This window comes from Ruminococcus flavefaciens (assembly GCF_900143025.1).
GTDB lineage: Bacteria > Bacillota > Clostridia > Oscillospirales > Ruminococcaceae > Ruminococcus > Ruminococcus flavefaciens_I.
This window is the reverse complement of sequence record NZ_FRCT01000006.1, coordinates 187,331-205,437: the sequence shown is the minus strand read 5'-3', so window position 1 is coordinate 205,437 and position 18,107 is coordinate 187,331. Positions and strand designations below refer to the sequence as shown.

Below are 18,107 nucleotides of genomic sequence, written 5' to 3'. Positions count from 1 at the left end.
CTTGCTCATTTTTTGCTGTTTTTGTACATTTTAGTTGGTAAAAGCTGCGAATTTTTATACACTCTATTACGATTATCTTTCGGCCGTCCGCAAATAGCGTAAAATCGCACTTTACGCATGGTATTTTCACGACAAAATATTACTCATTTTTACAAGTTTATAGCACTATCTTTACCTTTTGGTATTATAAGACACGCACAAAATAATTTTAATATTGTTTGCCTGCTTTTTACAAATTGTCCAACAGCATTTTTGATGTGTCATTAAAAAAATGGTCAGCAAAAAATTATCCAAATTTCAAGTGCAATATTATCATTTTACCATTTTACAGTTTTACATCAATAAAATTTCCTTCAAAGTTGCACAAAGGACGTTCCTTCTTAATGTATAATTCACCGAAAAATTTCTCAAAACCTTTATTTTTGAATACGTATATACTATAATAGTGTATATGTAAACTTATTTTTCTGACGAGGGGATAATATGGATTTTGGGAAAACAAAAAAGATCGCAGTTGTTGTTTCTGCTCTTGATGAAGAGTATCAAAACAACATTATCCGCGGTATAAACAGATCGGCTGAAGAGAATCAGCTTAGCGTGTCTTATTTCGCTGCATTCGGCGGACTTGTCAACAGCAGAAGATTTGATCTCGGCGAATACAGCATATACGATGTTATTGATTATTCCAGATTTGACGGCATACTGCTGATGCTGAACACCTTCGGTGATCCCGAGATACGCAGCAGCCTTATCAGCAGGATAAGTGCAGCTCATAAGCCTACTGTGGTCTTTGAGCCTACCGATAACCCTGATTTTTACGATATATGCATCGATAACTTCTCGGTAATGAAGGAGCTCGTCAACCATATCATAAAGCATCACCATGCAAAAGTAATAAACTGCATAACAGGTCCTCTTGCCAATCCCGAGGCGCGTTCAAGATTTGACGCTTTCTGCGAGGCAATGAACGAAAGCAACGTAGAGATCGACGAAAACCGCATTTATTACGGAAATTTCCGCAGTCACGACGGCAAGGAAGCTATCGACGAATTTATGAAGTCAGGACTTTCTCTCCCAGACGCTTTTATATGCGCCAACGACAGCATGGCTCTTACTGTAGTTTCATCGCTGGAAAAATACGGATATAAGGTGCCTGACGACGTTATCGTAACAGGCTTCGACAACACCTTCAACGCCCGTAACGCTTTCCCTGCACTTACTACCGTAAACCGTCCCCTTCTGGAGGCAGGATATAAAGCCTGCGATATCCTTGTAAATCTTCTCTACGGAAATAAGCAGCCTCACCATACTATTCTCAAATCATCGCCTGTCTTTTCCGAAAGCTGCGGCTGCACCGATGAGACTGCCGACGATCTTAAAACATACAAAAAGCGCACATACAACCGTATGGAAGCCACAAACAATAATATCCATACCCTCAACAGACTTGCCGCCGAGCTGGCAGGCGCAGAAACCACTGCTTCGACATTTGATGTGGTGGGAAAATGCATGAACGACCTCAATCTTGAAAAGTTCTGCCTTTGCCTTGTCGAGGACTGGCAGGAGGCTTACTCGTCAACTACCGACATTTCAAACAAGAGCCTGTATTCGCAGTATATGACTGCTCCTATTATCTGGGACAAAGGTGAACGAAGAAGCATTGATCTTTTTTTAAGCAATGAAATGTTCCCCGAGAGCTTCGGTGACGGCTTCGAGATAAACTATTTCCTGCCCCTGCATTTCAGCGAGAGATGTCTCGGATATTACATAATCAAAAACAGCGACTTCCCTATCTCAAGTCTGCTGTGCCATACATTTTCCATGAATTTAAGCAATTCTCTTGAAAATATCCGCAAGCTCTGCCACCTCAACAAGGCTATGGACGAGCTCAACCGACTTTATGTCATCGACCCCCTCTGCAATATCTACAACCGCAACGGCTTCTTTAATATTGCCGAGGATATGTACAAGGAGTGCATAGCTCACCATAAAAAAGTAATGATAAGCTTCATAGATATGGACGGACTTAAATACATCAACGACAACTACGGTCATAATGAAGGCGATTTCGCTATACAGCGGCTTGCCGCAATTATCCGCAAGTGCAGCGGAACAAGGAGCATATGCGCCCGTTTCGGCGGAGATGAATTCGTTATTTTCACAGCCAATGCGGAGGAGGACTACGCCGACGACCTTGAAAGGCGTTTTGTTGCAGCTCTTGATAATATCAACAGTATAGTGAAAAAGCCCTATACCATATCTGCAAGTATCGGAAGTATTCTCACCTCAAACGAGGATAACGAATCGCTTTACGATGTTATCGACAAAGCCGATGACAAAATGTACGCCATAAAAAAACAAAAGAAAAAAGCGCGTATTTCCGAGAAATCATAAAAATAAAGTCTCTTTATTCAGCATTAACTGAAATAAAGAGACTTTTTTATTTTTTCACACCATTTTTCCGTCCTTGACAGAAACCGCCACCTGCCACTCATCTTCATATACTATCGTACCTACAAAGTTGGTATACACAACATCATAAGGGATATTATATTTATCCAGCAGAGCTACAGCAGGAGCCAGCTTATTTACCATATGTTCGGTGCTTTCACATTTGAAGAACGTAATGACCATTTCGTGATTTTTACACGATTCGGGTTCGGGAAGATTTTCCTTGAACCATTCATCAATGGAAATAAACAGCTTTTCCTCTTCCTCGGTCATTACCTTTGCTTTTATCAAATTCCAGCACAGACCGAATACGCCTTTGGGATACTTCGTTACATAGGAATTATCCCTGCCTTGAATACGCATATATTTATACATTATATCATACTCCGCAAAACCTGTTTACGCTTTCCTGAATCCCATACACTGCACCGCAGCCACGGGATTTCCCAGCTCGTCACGTATATCCACATTATAGCAGCAAAGGCTCCTGCCGTCCTTTATAAGCTTAGCCTCCGCGGTTATGCGCTGTGTTTTGGGCACTCCTATAAACGAAGCGTCGCAGTTCACGCCAACAACTCCGGGCTTCTGCCAGTTTGAAGCCACAGCAAAGGCAAAATCCGCAAGTGTGAAATAAACTCCGCCCATAATACCGCCTACAGCGTTTTTGTGGTGGTCATTGAGCACAAGACTGCATTTTGCGTAGTGATCGTCTATTTCATCAACGACCGCGCCCATTTCCGTAGCAAAATGATCTCCGCAGAATACTTCGCGTACCTTTTTCAGTGTTTCTTCATCAACCATAATTATCTCCTGCTTTCGTATTCATCTCGCAGTATCGAGAAATAATTTCTTCCAACGTACTGCCCGTCCATAAAGAAATAGTCCCTGAGAGTGCCCTCATAGGTAAAACCGCACTTCTCGATAACTTTCCTTGATGGTTCATTTATAGTTTTACAGCATATCTGCACCTTATGCAGATTCATCTTTTCAAAACCAAAGGCAATAACAGCCTTAGCAGCCTCCGTGCAATAGCCCCTGCACTGAAACTCCGCACCTATACAGTACTCTATCTCTGCGAAGTGGTTCTTGCTGTCAACGAGAAAATACGCTATCTGACCGATACATTCGCCGCACTCCTTGTCGATGACTGCCCAGCGATAGTAATCCTCACGGGAATAATTGCCGATATACTTGTCAAGGAGTCCGTTTACCTCCTCTTTTGTGTGATATGTGGGCTCGGAGTACATTTTCTGCACCTTCTCGTCGCTTGCCCAGTTCTTAAAGACTGCATCGCAGTCCGAATATTCAAACGGTCTGAGTATTAGTCTTTCTGTCTCAATAGTCTGTGTACCTATGTGTGTAAGCATATTTTCTCCTTTCATACATCTTTAAGCAGTTATTTATACAAAATAATATAATATCACCATTTCTTCTCATATTATTTTAATCCTGATATCATATTTCCGATGTTTTATAAATAATTCCGAATTTCGCATTCCTAATTCAGAATTAAATAAAACTCCCCTGACATAGCAGCTATATCAGGGGGAATTGTGTCTTATACAAGCTTTGACATATCATAAAGACCGGGCTTCTGATCCTTTAGGAACACAGCCGCATTTACAGCACCTGCTGCAAATACAGTCTTTGAAGCAGCAGAATGTGAAAGTGTGATGACCTCATCATTTCCTGCAAATATAACATCATGCTCACCTACGATAGTGCCGCCGCGGATAGCGTGCATACCTATCTCGGACTTTTCACGCTTCTGACGGCGTGAGTGACGGTCGTAAACGTAGTGCTTTGAATTGTCAAGAGTCTCATTGATAGCGTTTGCAAGCATTATGGCTGTACCGCTCGGAGCGTCTATCTTCTGATTATGATGCTTTTCAACTATTTCTATATCGAACTGGTCTCCCAGTACGGCAGCAGCCTTTTTAGCAAGCTCTACAAGGAGATTGATGCCGAGAGACATATTGAATGTGAAGAAAACGGGTATCTGCTGTGCAGCTGCCTTTATCTTTGCGATCTGCTCATCGCTGTAGCCTGTTGCACCTATTACTAAAGGAGTTCCTGTAGAGAAGCAGTATTCCAGAAGTCCGTCAAGTGAAGCAGGATTTGAGAAATCAATTATAACATCGGGCTTTACGGGAAGCTGTGCAGGAGTCTCAACGATAGGAAAATCCGCATACTCCTTGGTGTAGATATCAATACCTGCAACCACCTTGCAGTCCTCACGCTCTGAAGCGCAGTTATAGATATTCTTGCCCATTTTGCCGTTAGCACCGCAAATAGCTATATTAGTCATTTTAACTCTCCTTTATTTTAATTCGGAATGCGGAATTAGGAATTCGGAATTATTAGTGTCAGCTTGCGCTGACATAGAAAAAAGTTTTAAATCCGTCCCGTCAGGGACACATTAATTCCGAATTTCGCATTCTTAATTCCTAATTACTTAATAAGTCCGTGCTTTGCAAGAGTAGCTCTGAGCTTAGCATTGTGCTCCTCTGTCATCTCGCAGAGAGGCAGACGACATGGACCTGCGTTCCAGCCCACCATGTTCATAGCTTCCTTTACAGGGATAGGATTTACCTCAATGAACAGGTCATTGATGATATCAAGATACTTTAACTGGAGCTTCATAGCCTCTGCAAAGTTGTTGTCGAGGCAGAGCTGAACCATATCATGCATTTCCTTCGGAATAACATGGGAAGCAACAGAGATAACTCCCTTTCCGCCGAGAGACATTACAGGAACAACCATATCATCGTTGCCGCTGTAGATGTCGATATCATCACCGCAGGCAGCTGCAAGCTTTGCAACATAGCTGATATTGCCGCTTGCTTCCTTGATAGCAGCGATATTCTTGTGCTTTGCGAGTTCCTTTACAGTAGCAACGTCAAATCCGCAGCCTGTTCTGCTTGGAACATTGTAAAGGATTATCGGGATATTTACAGCATCTGCGATAGCTGTAAAGTGAGCAACGAGACCCTTCTGTGTAGCCTTATTATAATAAGGAGTAACGTGGAGAAGAGCATCTGCGCCTGCTGCCTCTGCCTCCTTGGAAAGCTCAACAGCATAATGTGTATCATTGCTGCCTGCACCTGCAATAACAGGAACTCTGCCTGCAACGTGCTTTACAGCGAACTTGATGCAGTCGCGGTGCTCGTCGTCTGTCATAGTGGCGGACTCACCTGTAGTACCGCAGATAACGATAGCATCAGTGCCCTTAGCGATCTGGTCGTCGATGATACGACCGAGCTCATCATAATTAATAGAACCGTCAGCATTCATTGGTGTAATGATAGCAATAGCTGCACCGGTAAAAATAGTGTTCTTCATAGACTCAAATCCTTTCGTCTAATTCATAATTCATAATGCATAATGCGTAATTATATGCATTCGCCCATTATGTTACAAATTTTGAGTATTGAACTGTAGGGGAGCCCGCCCTCGGGCTCCCGAAAGGTTGCTGTTGTTGTATTGCGGGAGGGCGAGGGCGCCCTCCCCTACTTGACTTTTTTCTCGGGCGGATAATATCCGCCCCTACAAATATATTCGTTGCCGTAAGCGTCAACGCGGAAGCCCGCGGGGGCTCCCTGCTTAGTCGAAGTATCCCTTTGCTGCAAGGAGTTCAGCAAGAAGCACGCCGCCGCCTGCTGCACCTCTGAGTGTATTATGTGAAAGGCATACGAACTTGTAATCGTACTGTGAATCCTCACGCAGACGACCTGTTGATACAGCCATACCGCCTTCAAGATTTCTGTCAAGCTTAGCCTGCGGACGGTTATCCTCCTCAAAGTAGTGAATGAACTGCTTTGGAGCGCTTGGGAGCTGAAGCTCCTGAGGAACGCCCTTGAAGTCAGCCCAGAGTTTGAGGATCTCTTCCTTGGAAGGCTTATTCTCAAATGTTACGAATACAGCAGCTGTATGTCCGTCAGAAACAGGCACACGGAGACACTGTGTTGTGATGTTCGGAGCTGTAGCCTTTACGATCTCGTTGCCCTTGATCTCGCCCCAAACCTTGAGCGGCTCCTGCTCTGACTTCTCCTCTTCACCGCCGATGAACGGGATAAGGTTATCAACCATTTCAGGCCATGTCTCGAAGTTCTTGCCTGCGCCTGATATTGCCTGATAAGTACAAGCCAGAACGTTCTTCAGACCGAACTTTCTGAGTGGGTGGAGTGCGGGAACATAGCTCTGGATAGAGCAGTTTGACTTAACAGCGATAAAGCCTCTCTTTGTGCCGAGACGCTCGCGCTGAGCCTTGATGATCTCGATGTGCTCGGGATTTATCTCAGGCACTACCATAGGAACATCAGGTGTAAATCTGTGAGCGGAGTTATTTGAAACGATAGGACACTCAGCCTTAGCGTAAGCCTCTTCGAGAGCCTTTATCTCGTCCTTCTTCATATCAACGGCACAGAAGCAGAAATCAACCATGCCTGCAATCTTCTCGATATCATTTGTTGCGTCCATGAGGACCATGTCCTTCATTGCAGCCGGCATAGGAACTGCCATCTTCCAGCGTTTACCTGCTGCCTGTTCATATGTCTGACCTGCACTTCTTGGTGAAGCAGCAAGCACCTTTACATTGAACCAGGGGTGGTTCTCCAGCAGAGTTGCAAATCTCTGTCCTACCATGCCTGTTGCGCCTATAATACCTACGTTATACTGTTTCATACTGAGCTCTCCTTAAAAAAATTTGCATAAAAAAACAAAAACCGGTTGCAAACCGGCTCATCATGCGTTATAATAGAAATGTTGACATATCAGAAACAAAATATGCCGATAGCTCTCCATCAAAGCATGATGACAGCTGCAAACCTGTTTAGTGTGCAGCCAGAGCTGAATTTACCAAAGACAGCTCTTCGGCGGCATTGCCTTTCGCTGAACACCATTGGACCGGTCGTCCCGTGTACAGGTACTTTTCGCAGCCGCGCCTCTACCTTGTTTACTATAATAGCACGTAAATCAGCTATTGTCAATACATTCTTGAAATTTTATTTGCCAAATCATATTTTTGCAGTGCAAAATTATGATTTCAGCCCTTAGCCTTTAGCCATGAGCCGTCAGCTTATTGCAGGGGCGCACAGTGTGCGTCCGAGTAAAAGCGGCAAAGCCGCTTCCTAATGGCTAACAGCTAAAGGCTAACGGCTAAACAGAAGGAGATATTAATGGAACTTCTTAAATCCGATTTTTATTACGAGCTCCCCGAGGAGCTTATCGCACAGACTCCCATAGAGCCGAGAAATGCATCCCGCATGATGTGTGTTGACCGAAAAACGGGAGCAATAACTCACGACCACTTCTATAATCTATGCGATCACCTCAAAGAAGGTGACCTGCTGGTAATGAACGATTCACGAGTTATCCCTGCAAGGCTTTACGGTGAAAAGATAGGCAACCAGACCTTTATCGAATTCCTGCTGCTGGAACAGAAGGGAGACAAACGCTGGGAAATAATCTGCCGTCCAGGAAAGAAAGCCAAGGTGGGCACACGCTTTTCATTCGGCGGTGGACGACTGGTCGCAGAGGTAATTGAAGTAAAGGACGACGGCAACCGCATCGTACAGTTCGAGTGCGAGGGCAATTTCTTCACAGCCCTTGAAGATGTGGGACAGATGCCCCTTCCGCCGTACATAAAGGAAAAGCTCGAAAACCGCGAACGCTACCAGACCGTATACTCAAAGGAACTGGGTTCTGCTGCCGCACCTACCGCAGGTCTGCATTTCACTCCCGAGATGCTGGACGATATCCGTTCACGCGGAATAAAGACTGCTTTCGTAACTCTTCACGTAGGTCTGGGTACATTCCGTCCCGTCAAGGAGGATAATGTCCTTGACCACAAGATGCACAGCGAGCATTACTACATTCCGAAAGAGACTGCCGACCTCATAAACGAGACCAAGGCTAAGGGCGGACGAGTTATCGCCGTCGGAACCACCACCTGCCGCACACTTGAAAGCGTTGCAAGCTTTTACGGCAATATTTCCGAGCATGAGGGCTATACCGACATATTTATCTACCCGTCCTACGAGTTCAAGTGCATAGACGGACTCATTACCAACTTTCATCTTCCCGAAAGCACTCTTATCATGCTTGTATCCGCTTTCATGGGATATGAAAATACAATGACAGCTTACAAGACAGCGGTCGAAGAAAAATACAGATTTTTCAGCTTCGGCGACAGTATGTGTATATTATAAAATATTGTTAAGGAGAAAAAAATGGCTGATTTAGAACTTTTTGATTTTTTCAAGGGAATCATTGATTCAGAGGAAGGACCTATCGTTATATGCAACATGGATTACAGGATCATATATGAAAATCCTGCTGCTGAGAGATATTACGCTCCTGCTTCACCACTTACAGGAAAGCTTCTTGAGACCTATCTTGATGAAGAAATGATGAGCAAGGTAGTAATGAGCGTTGAGTGGTTCAAGGAGGACAAGAAGAATAACAAGGTGTTCGCACTCCACGACAAGCATAACAATATGGATATGTACATTCTTGCCGTAAGGAACTCAAAGTCCGAGCTTATCGGCTTCTACGGCAGACGCGAAAACAGAAATCCCGACGGAGGCAAGGAATTTGACTTAGATTAAAATCCAGCCATGCTGAACTTTAATCTATTAATGCGGAATTCTGAATTACGAATTTAATTAAAGGAGCGACTATGTTCACACTTCTTAAAACCGATAAAAAAGCCCGCCGCGGTACATTTGAGACCGTTCACGGCACCTTCCAGACCCCCTGCTTTATGAATGTAGGTACTGCCGCAGCCATAAAGGGCGGCATATCCTCAGTTGACCTGAAGGGACTGAAAACGCAGGTAGAGCTCTGCAACACCTACCACCTGCATCTTCGCCCAGGCGACCATGTGGTAAAGCAAATGGGTGGTCTGCACAAGTTTATGAACTGGGATAAGCCGATACTTACCGACAGCGGCGGATTTCAGGTCTTTTCCCTTGCCCAGCTGCGAAAAATAAAGGAGGAGGGCGTTTATTTCGCCTCACATATAGACGGACACCGCATATTCATGGGTCCCGAGGAGAGTATGCAGATACAGTCCAACCTTGCCTCAACTATCGCTATGGCATTTGATGAATGTATCGAAAATCCCTCACCGTACAAGTATGTTGCGGAGTCGATCGAGCGCACGACGCGCTGGCTCATACGCTGCAAGGAGGAAATGGCTCGCCTGAACAGTCTCCCCGATACCATTAACAAGCACCAGATGCTCTTCGGCATAAATCAGGGCTCAACCTTCGATGACCTGCGCATAAAGCACATGGAGGACATCGCAAAGCTCGACCTTGACGGCTATGCTATCGGAGGTCTTGCCGTAGGCGAAGAGACCGAGGAGATGTACCGCATAATCGACGTAGTAGAGCCGTATATGCCGGTGAACAAGCCACGCTACCTTATGGGCGTAGGAACTCCTTCAAATATAATTGAAGCCGTTGCGCGTGGAGTCGATATGTTCGACTGCGTAATGCCCAGCCGAAACGCCCGTCACGCAACTGTATTCACATGGAGCGGTATCATGCACCTTACCAACAAGTGCTATGAAACTGACCCCCGTCCCATTGACGAACAGTGCGACTGCCCGACCTGCCGCAATTTCAGCCGTGCCTATGTACGCCACCTGTTCAAGGCTAACGAACAGCTTGCAGGCAGACTTGCAGTTCAGCACAACCTTTATTTCTATAATACACTTACCGAAAAGATCAGAGAAGCCATTGACGAGGACCGCTTCGAGCAGTTCCGCGGAAAATATTCAGAGCTTCTTGCAACAAGAATATAATATCACGGCATAACGCCATAATACGGAGTTTATATGAATACATTCCTGTTTGTTTTAATGTTTGCGGTCTCTGTCGCTGTGACCGCAGTTTTTCTTAATGAGGCAAAGTGCGACATAAACGGAAACAGCAAGATAAGCAAAAAGTCTACGCGGTACAGCCCGCTGCATTGCTGTTCTTCTCGTTTTTATAGCAGCAGCCGAAGCTTTCGGCATAATAAAGATACGCGAATACAAGGGCGCTTTTCTCATGCTTGGCGGAGCCGCAGGCTTGTCCATGCTGATATGCACATTAAATAAAAAGCGCAGATACCATACAGCTGTTACTGCTGTAAAGGCTCTCCTCATAGCTGTTGTGCTGGAAGCAACTATCTTCAATATCCCAACATTCCGCCTGTGGTTCGGAAGCTACGGTGAAATGAGCTTTTCCGCTCAGGAGCTTTCAGTGAACAGCAATGTGGATTACCGTCCTGCCGAGGACGATATAGCCGTTATCGGCGACCGCTCCACCACCTTCACCTTTAAAGGCATAAATGAAGAGGTGGCAGATGTTTTCGTAGATATAGACTTCGGCAAGAACACGAAGGCTGCCAATGTATCTATCGACGCAATGGACGAGACAAGAACTACCGACTACCGACAGATGATAGCCGAGGGTACTCTTGTCAAGGGCAAACCCCATTCACATTACATACAGCTCCACCTCTCAGGTGATGTGAGCAACCTTAAACTCACAGTATCTCCGCTTGACGAGGGCATGGTATACATAAAGGGCATAACCTTCAATCAGCAGATACCTATGAGCATCTCATGGGCAAGGATATTCCTTATCGTGTTTGCAGCCTGCTTCTGGCAGCTTATGATGAAGAGCAAGACCATGCAGTACAGCTTCACCAAAAACAAGAAGATATTCCGCCTTGCCTGCGTTATCATAACCGATATCGCCTGTCTTGCAGCTGTACTCATAACTTTCACTAAGCTCGACAACACATCTATCACAGATATTATGAAGCGTCCCTCGGGAAATCAGATGACTCAGGAGCTTGTCGAAGCCTTCGAGCACGGCAGCACCCGCCTGCTCACAGAGCCTGTGGACGAACTCAATAACTTCCCTACCCCATATAACAGTGACGCTCTTGACGAAGCACATATCCGCTATCAGTGGGATCATGTTTACTTCAACGAACATTACTACAGCTATTACGGCATAGCGCCTGTTATACTGGTGTTCCTGCCTTATCACCTGCTGACGGGATATTTCTTCCCCGACTCCATAGCAGTTCTCCTGTTCGCCATTATAGGCATGATAGGACTTACCAGACTCTACAAGGAATTCCTGAAAAGGTTCTTCCCCAAAACTCCCACAGGAATAGCAATAGCAGGACTTATCCTCATTCAGACCGTCAGCGGAGTATGGTTCAGCATCGGCAGACCTCTTTTCTACGAAGTGGCAATGTCCGCAGGCTTCGCAACCCTTACATGGGCGGTATATTTCCTGTTCTCAGCAAACATAATAGGTACAGAAAAGCCCATACTCAGCAGAACAGCCATTGCATCACTTCTGTTCGCAATAGCAGTTCTCTGCCGTCCTACTCTTGTACTTTACTGTATCACAGCCGCACTGTTCATGGTGCTTGCTCTGCCGCGTATGTCAGCAGCAAAGAAAAAGTCTGAAAAGAAGCTTTTTACGTCCTCGGGAGTCCGCTATCTGCTTTGCGCGATAGTTCCTATGGCTTGCATAGGTCTTGCACAGATGTGGTACAACTACGACCGTTTCGGCTCACCTTTTGAATTCGGCATACAGTATTCGCTCACTATCAACGACTTCACAAAAACTCAGTTCCACCCCCGTCTTTCATGGACAGCTCTTTACAACTACTTCTTGAATCCACCTGTTTTCAAGACATATTACCCCATAATCGGCACTGAGTTCCAGTTTATGAACGCAGGCGGTTATTTCTACGCTGACCTTAATTCCACAGCCAATACCTCGGGACTTTTCTTCCTTGCGCTGCCTATGTTCGTATATCTGCTTTCGGGCAGGGCTGTAAAAATGGTCCACGGCGGCAGACGGGCAAAGCTTCTCTCAGCAGCCTATATCGCTATACCATGCCTGTTCATACCATTCGGCATCGTTGCCTCGGTATGGGAAAGCGGCTACGCAGTGCGCTATATGGTGGATTTCGCATGGCAGTCCCTGCTCGGCGCATACACTATCATATTCTTCTTCTACAGCAGAATTACCGATCCCACCAAGAAAAAGCTCATATCTGCCTTTATGTGGTTCTCGGTAATGTGGGGGCTTGTAGTAGCAGGTGTACAGGAATTCAATCAGGCATTCCGATTTGACATCTATAACAGAGAATTCCCCGAAATGGCTTATGAAGTACAGAGAATGTTCGCATTCTGGGTATAATAAAGATGTACTATGTCTATATGATAAAATGTGAGGGAGACCTGCTCTATACGGGCATAACCACCGATGTGGAACGCCGCATGAACGAGCATTTCGGCAGAACGGAAAAATGCGCGAAATACACCCGTTCACACAGAGCAGTCTCTCTTGAAGCTATATGGAGCTGTGAAAACCGCAGTCTCGCTTCAAAGCTCGAATACCGAATAAAGCAGCTCTCCAAAGCACAGAAGCTGAAGCTTATTGCCGATAACAGCTGCTTGGGAGAGCTTTTTGGTACTGAATATACCGAGCTCTACAGCCGCGAGACTATCTGACAAGGAGTAATATATGTACGAAAACAAGACCGAGGACCTTCCCGTAAAAACTGTGCTTGCCTGTGTTGACACAGGCGAATTCGATGCAGAGGTCTCCATAAATGAGCTGGCAGAGCTTGCTGCAACGGCAAATGCCGATGTTGTGGGAACTATAATACAAAAGCGCCCCGCCTATGACCCTGCTACCTGTATGGGCGCAGGAAGGCTTGAAGAGCTAAAGGAGCAGCTTGACACTCTCGAAGCGGAGCTTGTCATATTCGACCACGAGCTCACAGGCGTACAGGTAAGAAATATCGAGCAGATACTTGATGTCCGCGTTATTGACCGAACTACCCTTATCCTTGATATCTTTGCTCAGCGAGCAAGGACAAAAGAGGGTAAATTGCAGGTAGAGCTTGCACAGCAGAAATACCGTCTCCCACGCCTTACAGGTATGGGTACTGCCCTTTCAAGACTTGGCGGCGGTATCGGTACAAGAGGTCCTGGTGAGACTAAGCTTGAAACCGACAAGAGACATATCCGCAAGCGTATAAGCTACCTCGAAGCCGAGCTTGAGGAACTGAAAAAGCACCGTAATTTCTCCCGTTCACGCCGCAAAAAGGACGGCGTACTCTGTGCGGCTATAGTGGGATATACCAACGTAGGAAAATCCACATTGCTCAACGCCCTGACAGATGCAGGAGTACTTGCCGAAAACAAGCTTTTCGCCACTCTCGATATAACCTCCCGCTCTATCGAGCTCCCCGACGGAAGAAGCGTAATGCTGATAGATACAGTCGGACTTATCAGACGTTTGCCACATAATCTTGTAGAAGCCTTCAAGTCAACACTTGAAGAAGCTGCGGCTGCGGATATTATCCTCAATGTGCAGGACCTATCCTCACCCGAAATAAAGGAACAGGCAGAGGTCACCTCAAAGCTGCTCACGGAGCTGGGCTGCGAAGGCATACCGCAGATATACGTTATGAACAAGGCTGATGCCGCACCATTCACTGATACGGTATTCGAGGACGATAATACAGTAATGATAAGCGCAAAGGAGCAGACAGGCTTCGACAAGCTCCTCGAATGTATTATGAAAAATCTCCCCGAGACCGCAAAGCGCATGAAGCTTCTTGTTCCCTATGATAAGGGCGGATTTATAGGCAGAATAAGACAGGACGGCAAGATATTCTCCGAGGAATACGCCGAAAACGGCACTCTCATCGACGCACTCATTGATGTAAAGCTCATCAAGGAAGCAGAAAGTTATAAGGTCTGAGGACTTTTCAGCGAAAATGCGTTGACACAAGCGAGAAAAAACGATATAATTTAAAGGAATAGTAGGGAACGCCGCCTGCATCGCCCCGTGAAATAATATTCAATATAGGCAGGCTGATGTCCGTGAACTCACCCTACAAAGGAAAGGATAAAACATGAACAATAAGATAAACGAGATATACGGCTTCGACAGCAAGCTCACCGAGCTTGCCGCACAGGCTGAAAAGAACTGTGCCGAAGCTTTCAAAAGAATAGACGCTAACGCTGAATACTGCGGAGCAAAGGTACTTAAAGCCTTCTCCGACAACAAGGTCAGCGAGCCCTGCTTCTATGGCTCTACAGGCTACGGCTACGGAGATATGGGACGCGAGGTCATAGACAAGGTATTCGCGCAGGCTCTCGGAGCAGAGGACGCTCTTGTGCGCTTCAACTTTGTTTCGGGCACACACGCTCTGTCTGTAGCTCTTTTCGGCGTACTCAGAACAGGTGACAAGATAGTCTCCATTACAGGCAAGCCATATGACACTCTTGAAGAGGTCATCGGCATCTGCGGCAGAAAGGGAAAGGGCTCTCTCATGGACTACGGCGTTGAATACGGTCAGGTAGACCTCAACGACGACGGTACTCCCAAGCTCGACGAGATAACCGAAGCCGTAAAGGGCGCTAAAGTAGCTTACATACAGCGTTCACGCGGCTATTCTCTCCGCGGAGCCTTCACCATTGCCGATATCGAAAAAATGGCAAATGCCGCTAAGAAGGGCAATCCCGATATTATCGTAATGGTGGATAACTGCTACGGCGAATTCGTTGAGGAGCGTGAACCTGTTTCTGTAGGAGCTGACGTTATCATCGGCTCACTTATCAAGAACGCAGGCGGCGGCATTGCCCGTACAGGCGGATATATCGCAGGACGTGCAGACCTTGTGGAGCTCTGTTCCTATCGTCTTACCTGTGTGGGCATGGGCAAGGAGGTAGGCTGTACTCTCGGCATGAACCGCGAAATGCTTCTGGGACTTTTCTTCGCTCCCGATGTAGTTGCCAACGCCATAAAGACCTGCACCTTTGCAAGCGAGCTTTTCACACTTCTCGGCTTTGAGTGCTCACCAAGCAAGGACGAGCCCCGCGGAGATATAATCACTGCTGTAAAGCTTGGCGACGAGAAGCATCTCTGCTCATTCTGCCGCGGAATACAGAAGGGAGCTCCCATAGACTCCTTCGTTACTCCCGAGCCGTGGGATATGCCCGGATATTCAAGTCAGGTCATCATGGCAGCAGGCGCATTTACAAACGGTGCTTCTATCGAGCTTTCAGCCGATGCACCACTCCGTGAACCATATGCAGTCTGGATGCAGGGCGGTATAACCTTTACCAGCGGCAGACTGGGCGTAATGCTTGCCGCACAGGAAATGCTCTCTGAGGGACTTATAAACATATAAAAGCCATTAGCCCTTAGGAAGCGACTTCACGGTTAATAGCTAAGGGCTGAAGACTAAAATAACAATGAGGAGGAATTATCATGCCATTCATTAATGTCAAGACAAACGTTTCTGTTTCCGATGAACAGAAAACAAGCATCAAATCCGCTATGGGACGCGCTATCACAGCTATTCCCGGAAAGTCCGAGGGCTGGCTCATGGTAGGCATAGAGCCTGAGTACGACCTCTGGTTCAAGGGCGAGGACGCTCCTGCCGCTATGGTAGAGGTATCCATCTTCGGCAGTGCTTCTTCAAACGCTCTTACCACCCTCACAAGCCATATCACAGGCATACTCACAGACAATATCGGCATACCGTCAGACCGTGTCTACGTAAAGTACACAAGTACCAATGACTGGGGCTGGAACGGTTCTAATTTCTGAGGTGATATAAATGAAATTAAAGAGGATATGCGGCTTACTTACTGCATTTGCGATCTGTACAGCCGCTTGTGTACCCACGATAGCAGACGACCGCACACCCGTGTTCAACGCTTCTGCTGCTGATGCATGGTACTTCGCAGGAGAGACCTGCGATCCCCTGCACGACACTTCAAGGGACGTGCAGAAAGAAGGCGTAGGCAACCCTTTAAATTTCGGCGAAAGAAATACTCCTGCGGACGCTTCTGCCGCAGAGATACGTGCTATCAACCACAAGATGACAGTTCAGGAGGTCAAGTATGCACTCTACAAGGAGATAGACGAGCACTGGGATCTTATCTCCACCCGTCTTGGACAGCCTGACCGTGAAAAGATGTACGCGCTCTTCTTAGGACTTGGTTCAAGAGAATCCACTCTCGGCGAGGGCAAGATAGGCTCAGACCACGAGACCGCCTATGAGGACGGCTGGGGAGTAAACTCCGCCCACGCCTACGGTACTCTGCAAACTGCCGTTACTGCCTTCAAGGACTGCGACCCGAAATTCATGCCCGAGGACAATGTCCCTGAAATGTACCAGTATTCATTTACAGAGCAGAATTTCTATGACTGCATCATTTCAAATCATATGGGTATCAGAAAGATACTCCACTTTGCAGAGATATGCATAAATCAGGAAAAAATGCACGGCTATCAGGTCATAAGGAACAGCCTGAAGGGCTTCAACACAGGCTGGTGTACAATGGCTACCGACTCAGGCGCATATGAGACCTACGCTGATGAGATATGCTCAATGGCACAGTTCTACTACAACGAGGGTCACCTCTACGATAATGTGTTCACATGGACATCTGCCCAGGGACAAATGGACAAATACCGTACTGCCGACCGCTGGGACTGGTGGGGCGACACAGAACCGAGCATGGCTCCCATAGTTGAAAAGCAGGAACCTGCCACTACTACTTCCACAACTACGACTATCAACACCACTACTACGACCACCACAACTGTCCCGACACCTTCTGCGCAGAACAAATACGTTATGAAGGTAGTGGATAAGGAAACAGGCGAACCCGTAGACGATGCAAGCTTCATGATCGCATGGAATATGACATACAACACAGGCGAGAAGCGTGCAAACATAACCACCTTCAACACCGAAAGCGAAAATCCTGTTACTCTCACTCCGAGCAACTTAGTAAACGTAACGGATTATGACCTTGAAATACGCAGCATGAGTCATCATATATACTATACCTACAATGCAGATGACGTTGTTGTAGAAAAAGATGCTGCAAATCACACCATAAACTACACTATCAAGCTCACAAAAAGAGCCGAGCCCCAGATATCCACAGGCTCATGCATAGTCTATGTTGTAGACAAGGCTACAGGCAAGCTCATAAACAACGGTGACTTTACAGCCGCACTTACTGTCGTATTCGATGATGGCCACGAGTCAGACACCATATACGAGATAAAGACCTCAAAGTACAATCCGTTCGTTTTCGTACCTGCTATACCAAAGAGTTCAAAATCCTATTCCTTCGGCAAGTTCAGATCAGCAGATGGCAAATACAGCTTCACCGAGGAGGATATCGACTGTGCAGTTGATACAGAGACAATGATAAGCACATACACTATCAAGGTCTCGCCTTACCAAGCAGTATACGGCGATGCAAACTGCGACGGCACTGTAGATATGTCGGATATCGTACTTATCATGCAGTCACTTGCCAACCCGAACAAATACGGTGAAAAAGGCACTTCTGCCGACCACATCACCACAGCAGGACTCAAAAACGCCGATGTCGACCTTTCAAGTCAGGGACTTACATCAAATGACGCACTGCGCATACAGGAGTATCTGCTCCACAAGATAACAAGTCTCGACCCTAAGTAAAAAAACAAACAGCCATAGTATCTGACCAAAGATACTATGGCTGTTTCAGTTATTAGTTATTAGATAAGAGAAACAGATATTTCTCCTAAATCAAATTTACTCTG

17 protein-coding genes and 1 riboswitch are annotated in these 18,107 nt (G+C 46.2%); of the genes, 10 read left to right on the top strand and 7 right to left on the bottom strand.

What is annotated here, in order from left to right:
• Positions 1 to 483 precede the first annotated feature (483 nt).
• Positions 484 to 2,394: a GGDEF domain-containing protein gene (locus tag BUB28_RS08475; protein ID WP_072950596.1), complete on the top strand. Its 1,911-nt coding sequence runs from the start codon at positions 484 to 486 to the stop codon at positions 2,392 to 2,394.
• A gap of 54 nt (positions 2,395 to 2,448) precedes the next feature.
• On the opposite strand, the gene BUB28_RS08470 is transcribed toward BUB28_RS08475, so the two are convergent.
• From BUB28_RS08470 to asd, 6 genes are all read right to left on the bottom strand, one after another.
• The gene (locus BUB28_RS08470; protein ID WP_072950594.1) at positions 2,449 to 2,826 is read right to left on the bottom strand and encodes a hypothetical protein; all 378 of its coding nucleotides are present in this window, start codon (positions 2,824 to 2,826) and stop codon (positions 2,449 to 2,451) included.
• A gap of 24 nt (positions 2,827 to 2,850) precedes the next feature.
• On the bottom strand, positions 2,851 to 3,252 hold the full coding sequence (locus tag BUB28_RS08465) for a PaaI family thioesterase (protein WP_072950593.1): 402 nt from the start codon (positions 3,250 to 3,252) through the stop codon (positions 2,851 to 2,853).
• Positions 3,253 to 3,254: 2 nt separating this feature from the next.
• Positions 3,255 to 3,818, bottom strand: coding sequence for a GNAT family N-acetyltransferase (locus BUB28_RS08460; protein ID WP_072950591.1), 564 nt, complete (start codon positions 3,816 to 3,818; stop codon positions 3,255 to 3,257).
• 191 nt (positions 3,819 to 4,009) lie between these two features.
• On the bottom strand, positions 4,010 to 4,759 hold the full coding sequence (gene dapB / locus BUB28_RS08455) for a 4-hydroxy-tetrahydrodipicolinate reductase (RefSeq protein WP_072950589.1): 750 nt from the start codon (positions 4,757 to 4,759) through the stop codon (positions 4,010 to 4,012).
• Positions 4,760 to 4,902: 143 nt separating this feature from the next.
• Positions 4,903 to 5,793: a 4-hydroxy-tetrahydrodipicolinate synthase gene (gene dapA / locus BUB28_RS08450; protein WP_072950587.1), complete on the bottom strand. Its 891-nt coding sequence runs from the start codon at positions 5,791 to 5,793 to the stop codon at positions 4,903 to 4,905.
• 261 nt (positions 5,794 to 6,054) lie between these two features.
• Positions 6,055 to 7,134, bottom strand: coding sequence for an aspartate-semialdehyde dehydrogenase (asd, locus tag BUB28_RS08445; RefSeq protein ID WP_072950586.1), 1,080 nt, complete (start codon positions 7,132 to 7,134; stop codon positions 6,055 to 6,057).
• Positions 7,135 to 7,235: 101 nt separating this feature from the next.
• A riboswitch (Lysine riboswitch) is annotated at positions 7,236 to 7,407 on the bottom strand.
• A gap of 221 nt (positions 7,408 to 7,628) precedes the next feature.
• Here asd and queA point away from each other — a divergent pair.
• From queA to tgt, 3 genes are all read left to right on the top strand, one after another.
• Positions 7,629 to 8,660, top strand: a complete 1,032-nt coding sequence (gene queA / locus BUB28_RS08440) for a tRNA preQ1(34) S-adenosylmethionine ribosyltransferase-isomerase QueA (protein ID WP_072950584.1) — start codon at positions 7,629 to 7,631, stop codon at positions 8,658 to 8,660.
• 21 nt (positions 8,661 to 8,681) lie between these two features.
• The gene (locus tag BUB28_RS08435) at positions 8,682 to 9,059 is read left to right on the top strand and encodes a hypothetical protein (protein ID WP_072950582.1); all 378 of its coding nucleotides are present in this window, start codon (positions 8,682 to 8,684) and stop codon (positions 9,057 to 9,059) included.
• A 71-nt stretch (positions 9,060 to 9,130) separates the two neighbouring features.
• The gene (tgt, locus tag BUB28_RS08430; protein ID WP_072950580.1) at positions 9,131 to 10,261 is read left to right on the top strand and encodes a tRNA guanosine(34) transglycosylase Tgt; all 1,131 of its coding nucleotides are present in this window, start codon (positions 9,131 to 9,133) and stop codon (positions 10,259 to 10,261) included.
• A gap of 54 nt (positions 10,262 to 10,315) precedes the next feature.
• Here tgt and BUB28_RS17385 read toward each other — a convergent pair whose 3' ends face one another.
• Positions 10,316 to 10,474, bottom strand: coding sequence for a hypothetical protein (locus BUB28_RS17385; RefSeq protein ID WP_242939964.1), 159 nt, complete (start codon positions 10,472 to 10,474; stop codon positions 10,316 to 10,318).
• Between the two features lie 61 nt (positions 10,475 to 10,535).
• Here BUB28_RS17385 and BUB28_RS08425 point away from each other — a divergent pair, with 61 nt between their 5' ends.
• The 6 genes from BUB28_RS08425 to BUB28_RS17380 all read left to right on the top strand — a co-directional run bounded on the left by BUB28_RS08425 (position 10,536) and on the right by BUB28_RS17380 (position 18,003).
• Positions 10,536 to 12,674 carry a hypothetical protein gene (locus BUB28_RS08425; RefSeq protein WP_242939963.1) on the top strand — a complete coding sequence of 713 codons (2,139 nt, stop codon included), beginning with the start codon at positions 10,536 to 10,538 and terminating at the stop codon, positions 12,672 to 12,674.
• Positions 12,675 to 12,679: 5 nt separating this feature from the next.
• The gene (locus BUB28_RS08420) at positions 12,680 to 12,988 is read left to right on the top strand and encodes a GIY-YIG nuclease family protein (protein ID WP_072950579.1); all 309 of its coding nucleotides are present in this window, start codon (positions 12,680 to 12,682) and stop codon (positions 12,986 to 12,988) included.
• A gap of 13 nt (positions 12,989 to 13,001) precedes the next feature.
• Entirely contained in the window at positions 13,002 to 14,249 is a 1,248-nt protein-coding gene (gene hflX / locus BUB28_RS08415; RefSeq protein ID WP_072950577.1) for a GTPase HflX, read from the top strand.
• 154 nt (positions 14,250 to 14,403) lie between these two features.
• Positions 14,404 to 15,684 (top strand): methionine gamma-lyase family protein, encoded by a 1,281-nt coding sequence (locus BUB28_RS08410; RefSeq protein WP_072950576.1) that lies wholly within the window; start codon positions 14,404 to 14,406, stop codon positions 15,682 to 15,684.
• 80 nt (positions 15,685 to 15,764) lie between these two features.
• On the top strand, positions 15,765 to 16,106 hold the full coding sequence (locus BUB28_RS08405; protein ID WP_072950574.1) for a phenylpyruvate tautomerase MIF-related protein: 342 nt from the start codon (positions 15,765 to 15,767) through the stop codon (positions 16,104 to 16,106).
• 10 nt (positions 16,107 to 16,116) lie between these two features.
• On the top strand, positions 16,117 to 18,003 hold the full coding sequence (locus BUB28_RS17380; protein WP_242939961.1) for a dockerin type I repeat-containing protein: 1,887 nt from the start codon (positions 16,117 to 16,119) through the stop codon (positions 18,001 to 18,003).
• Positions 18,004 to 18,107 lie beyond the last annotated feature (104 nt).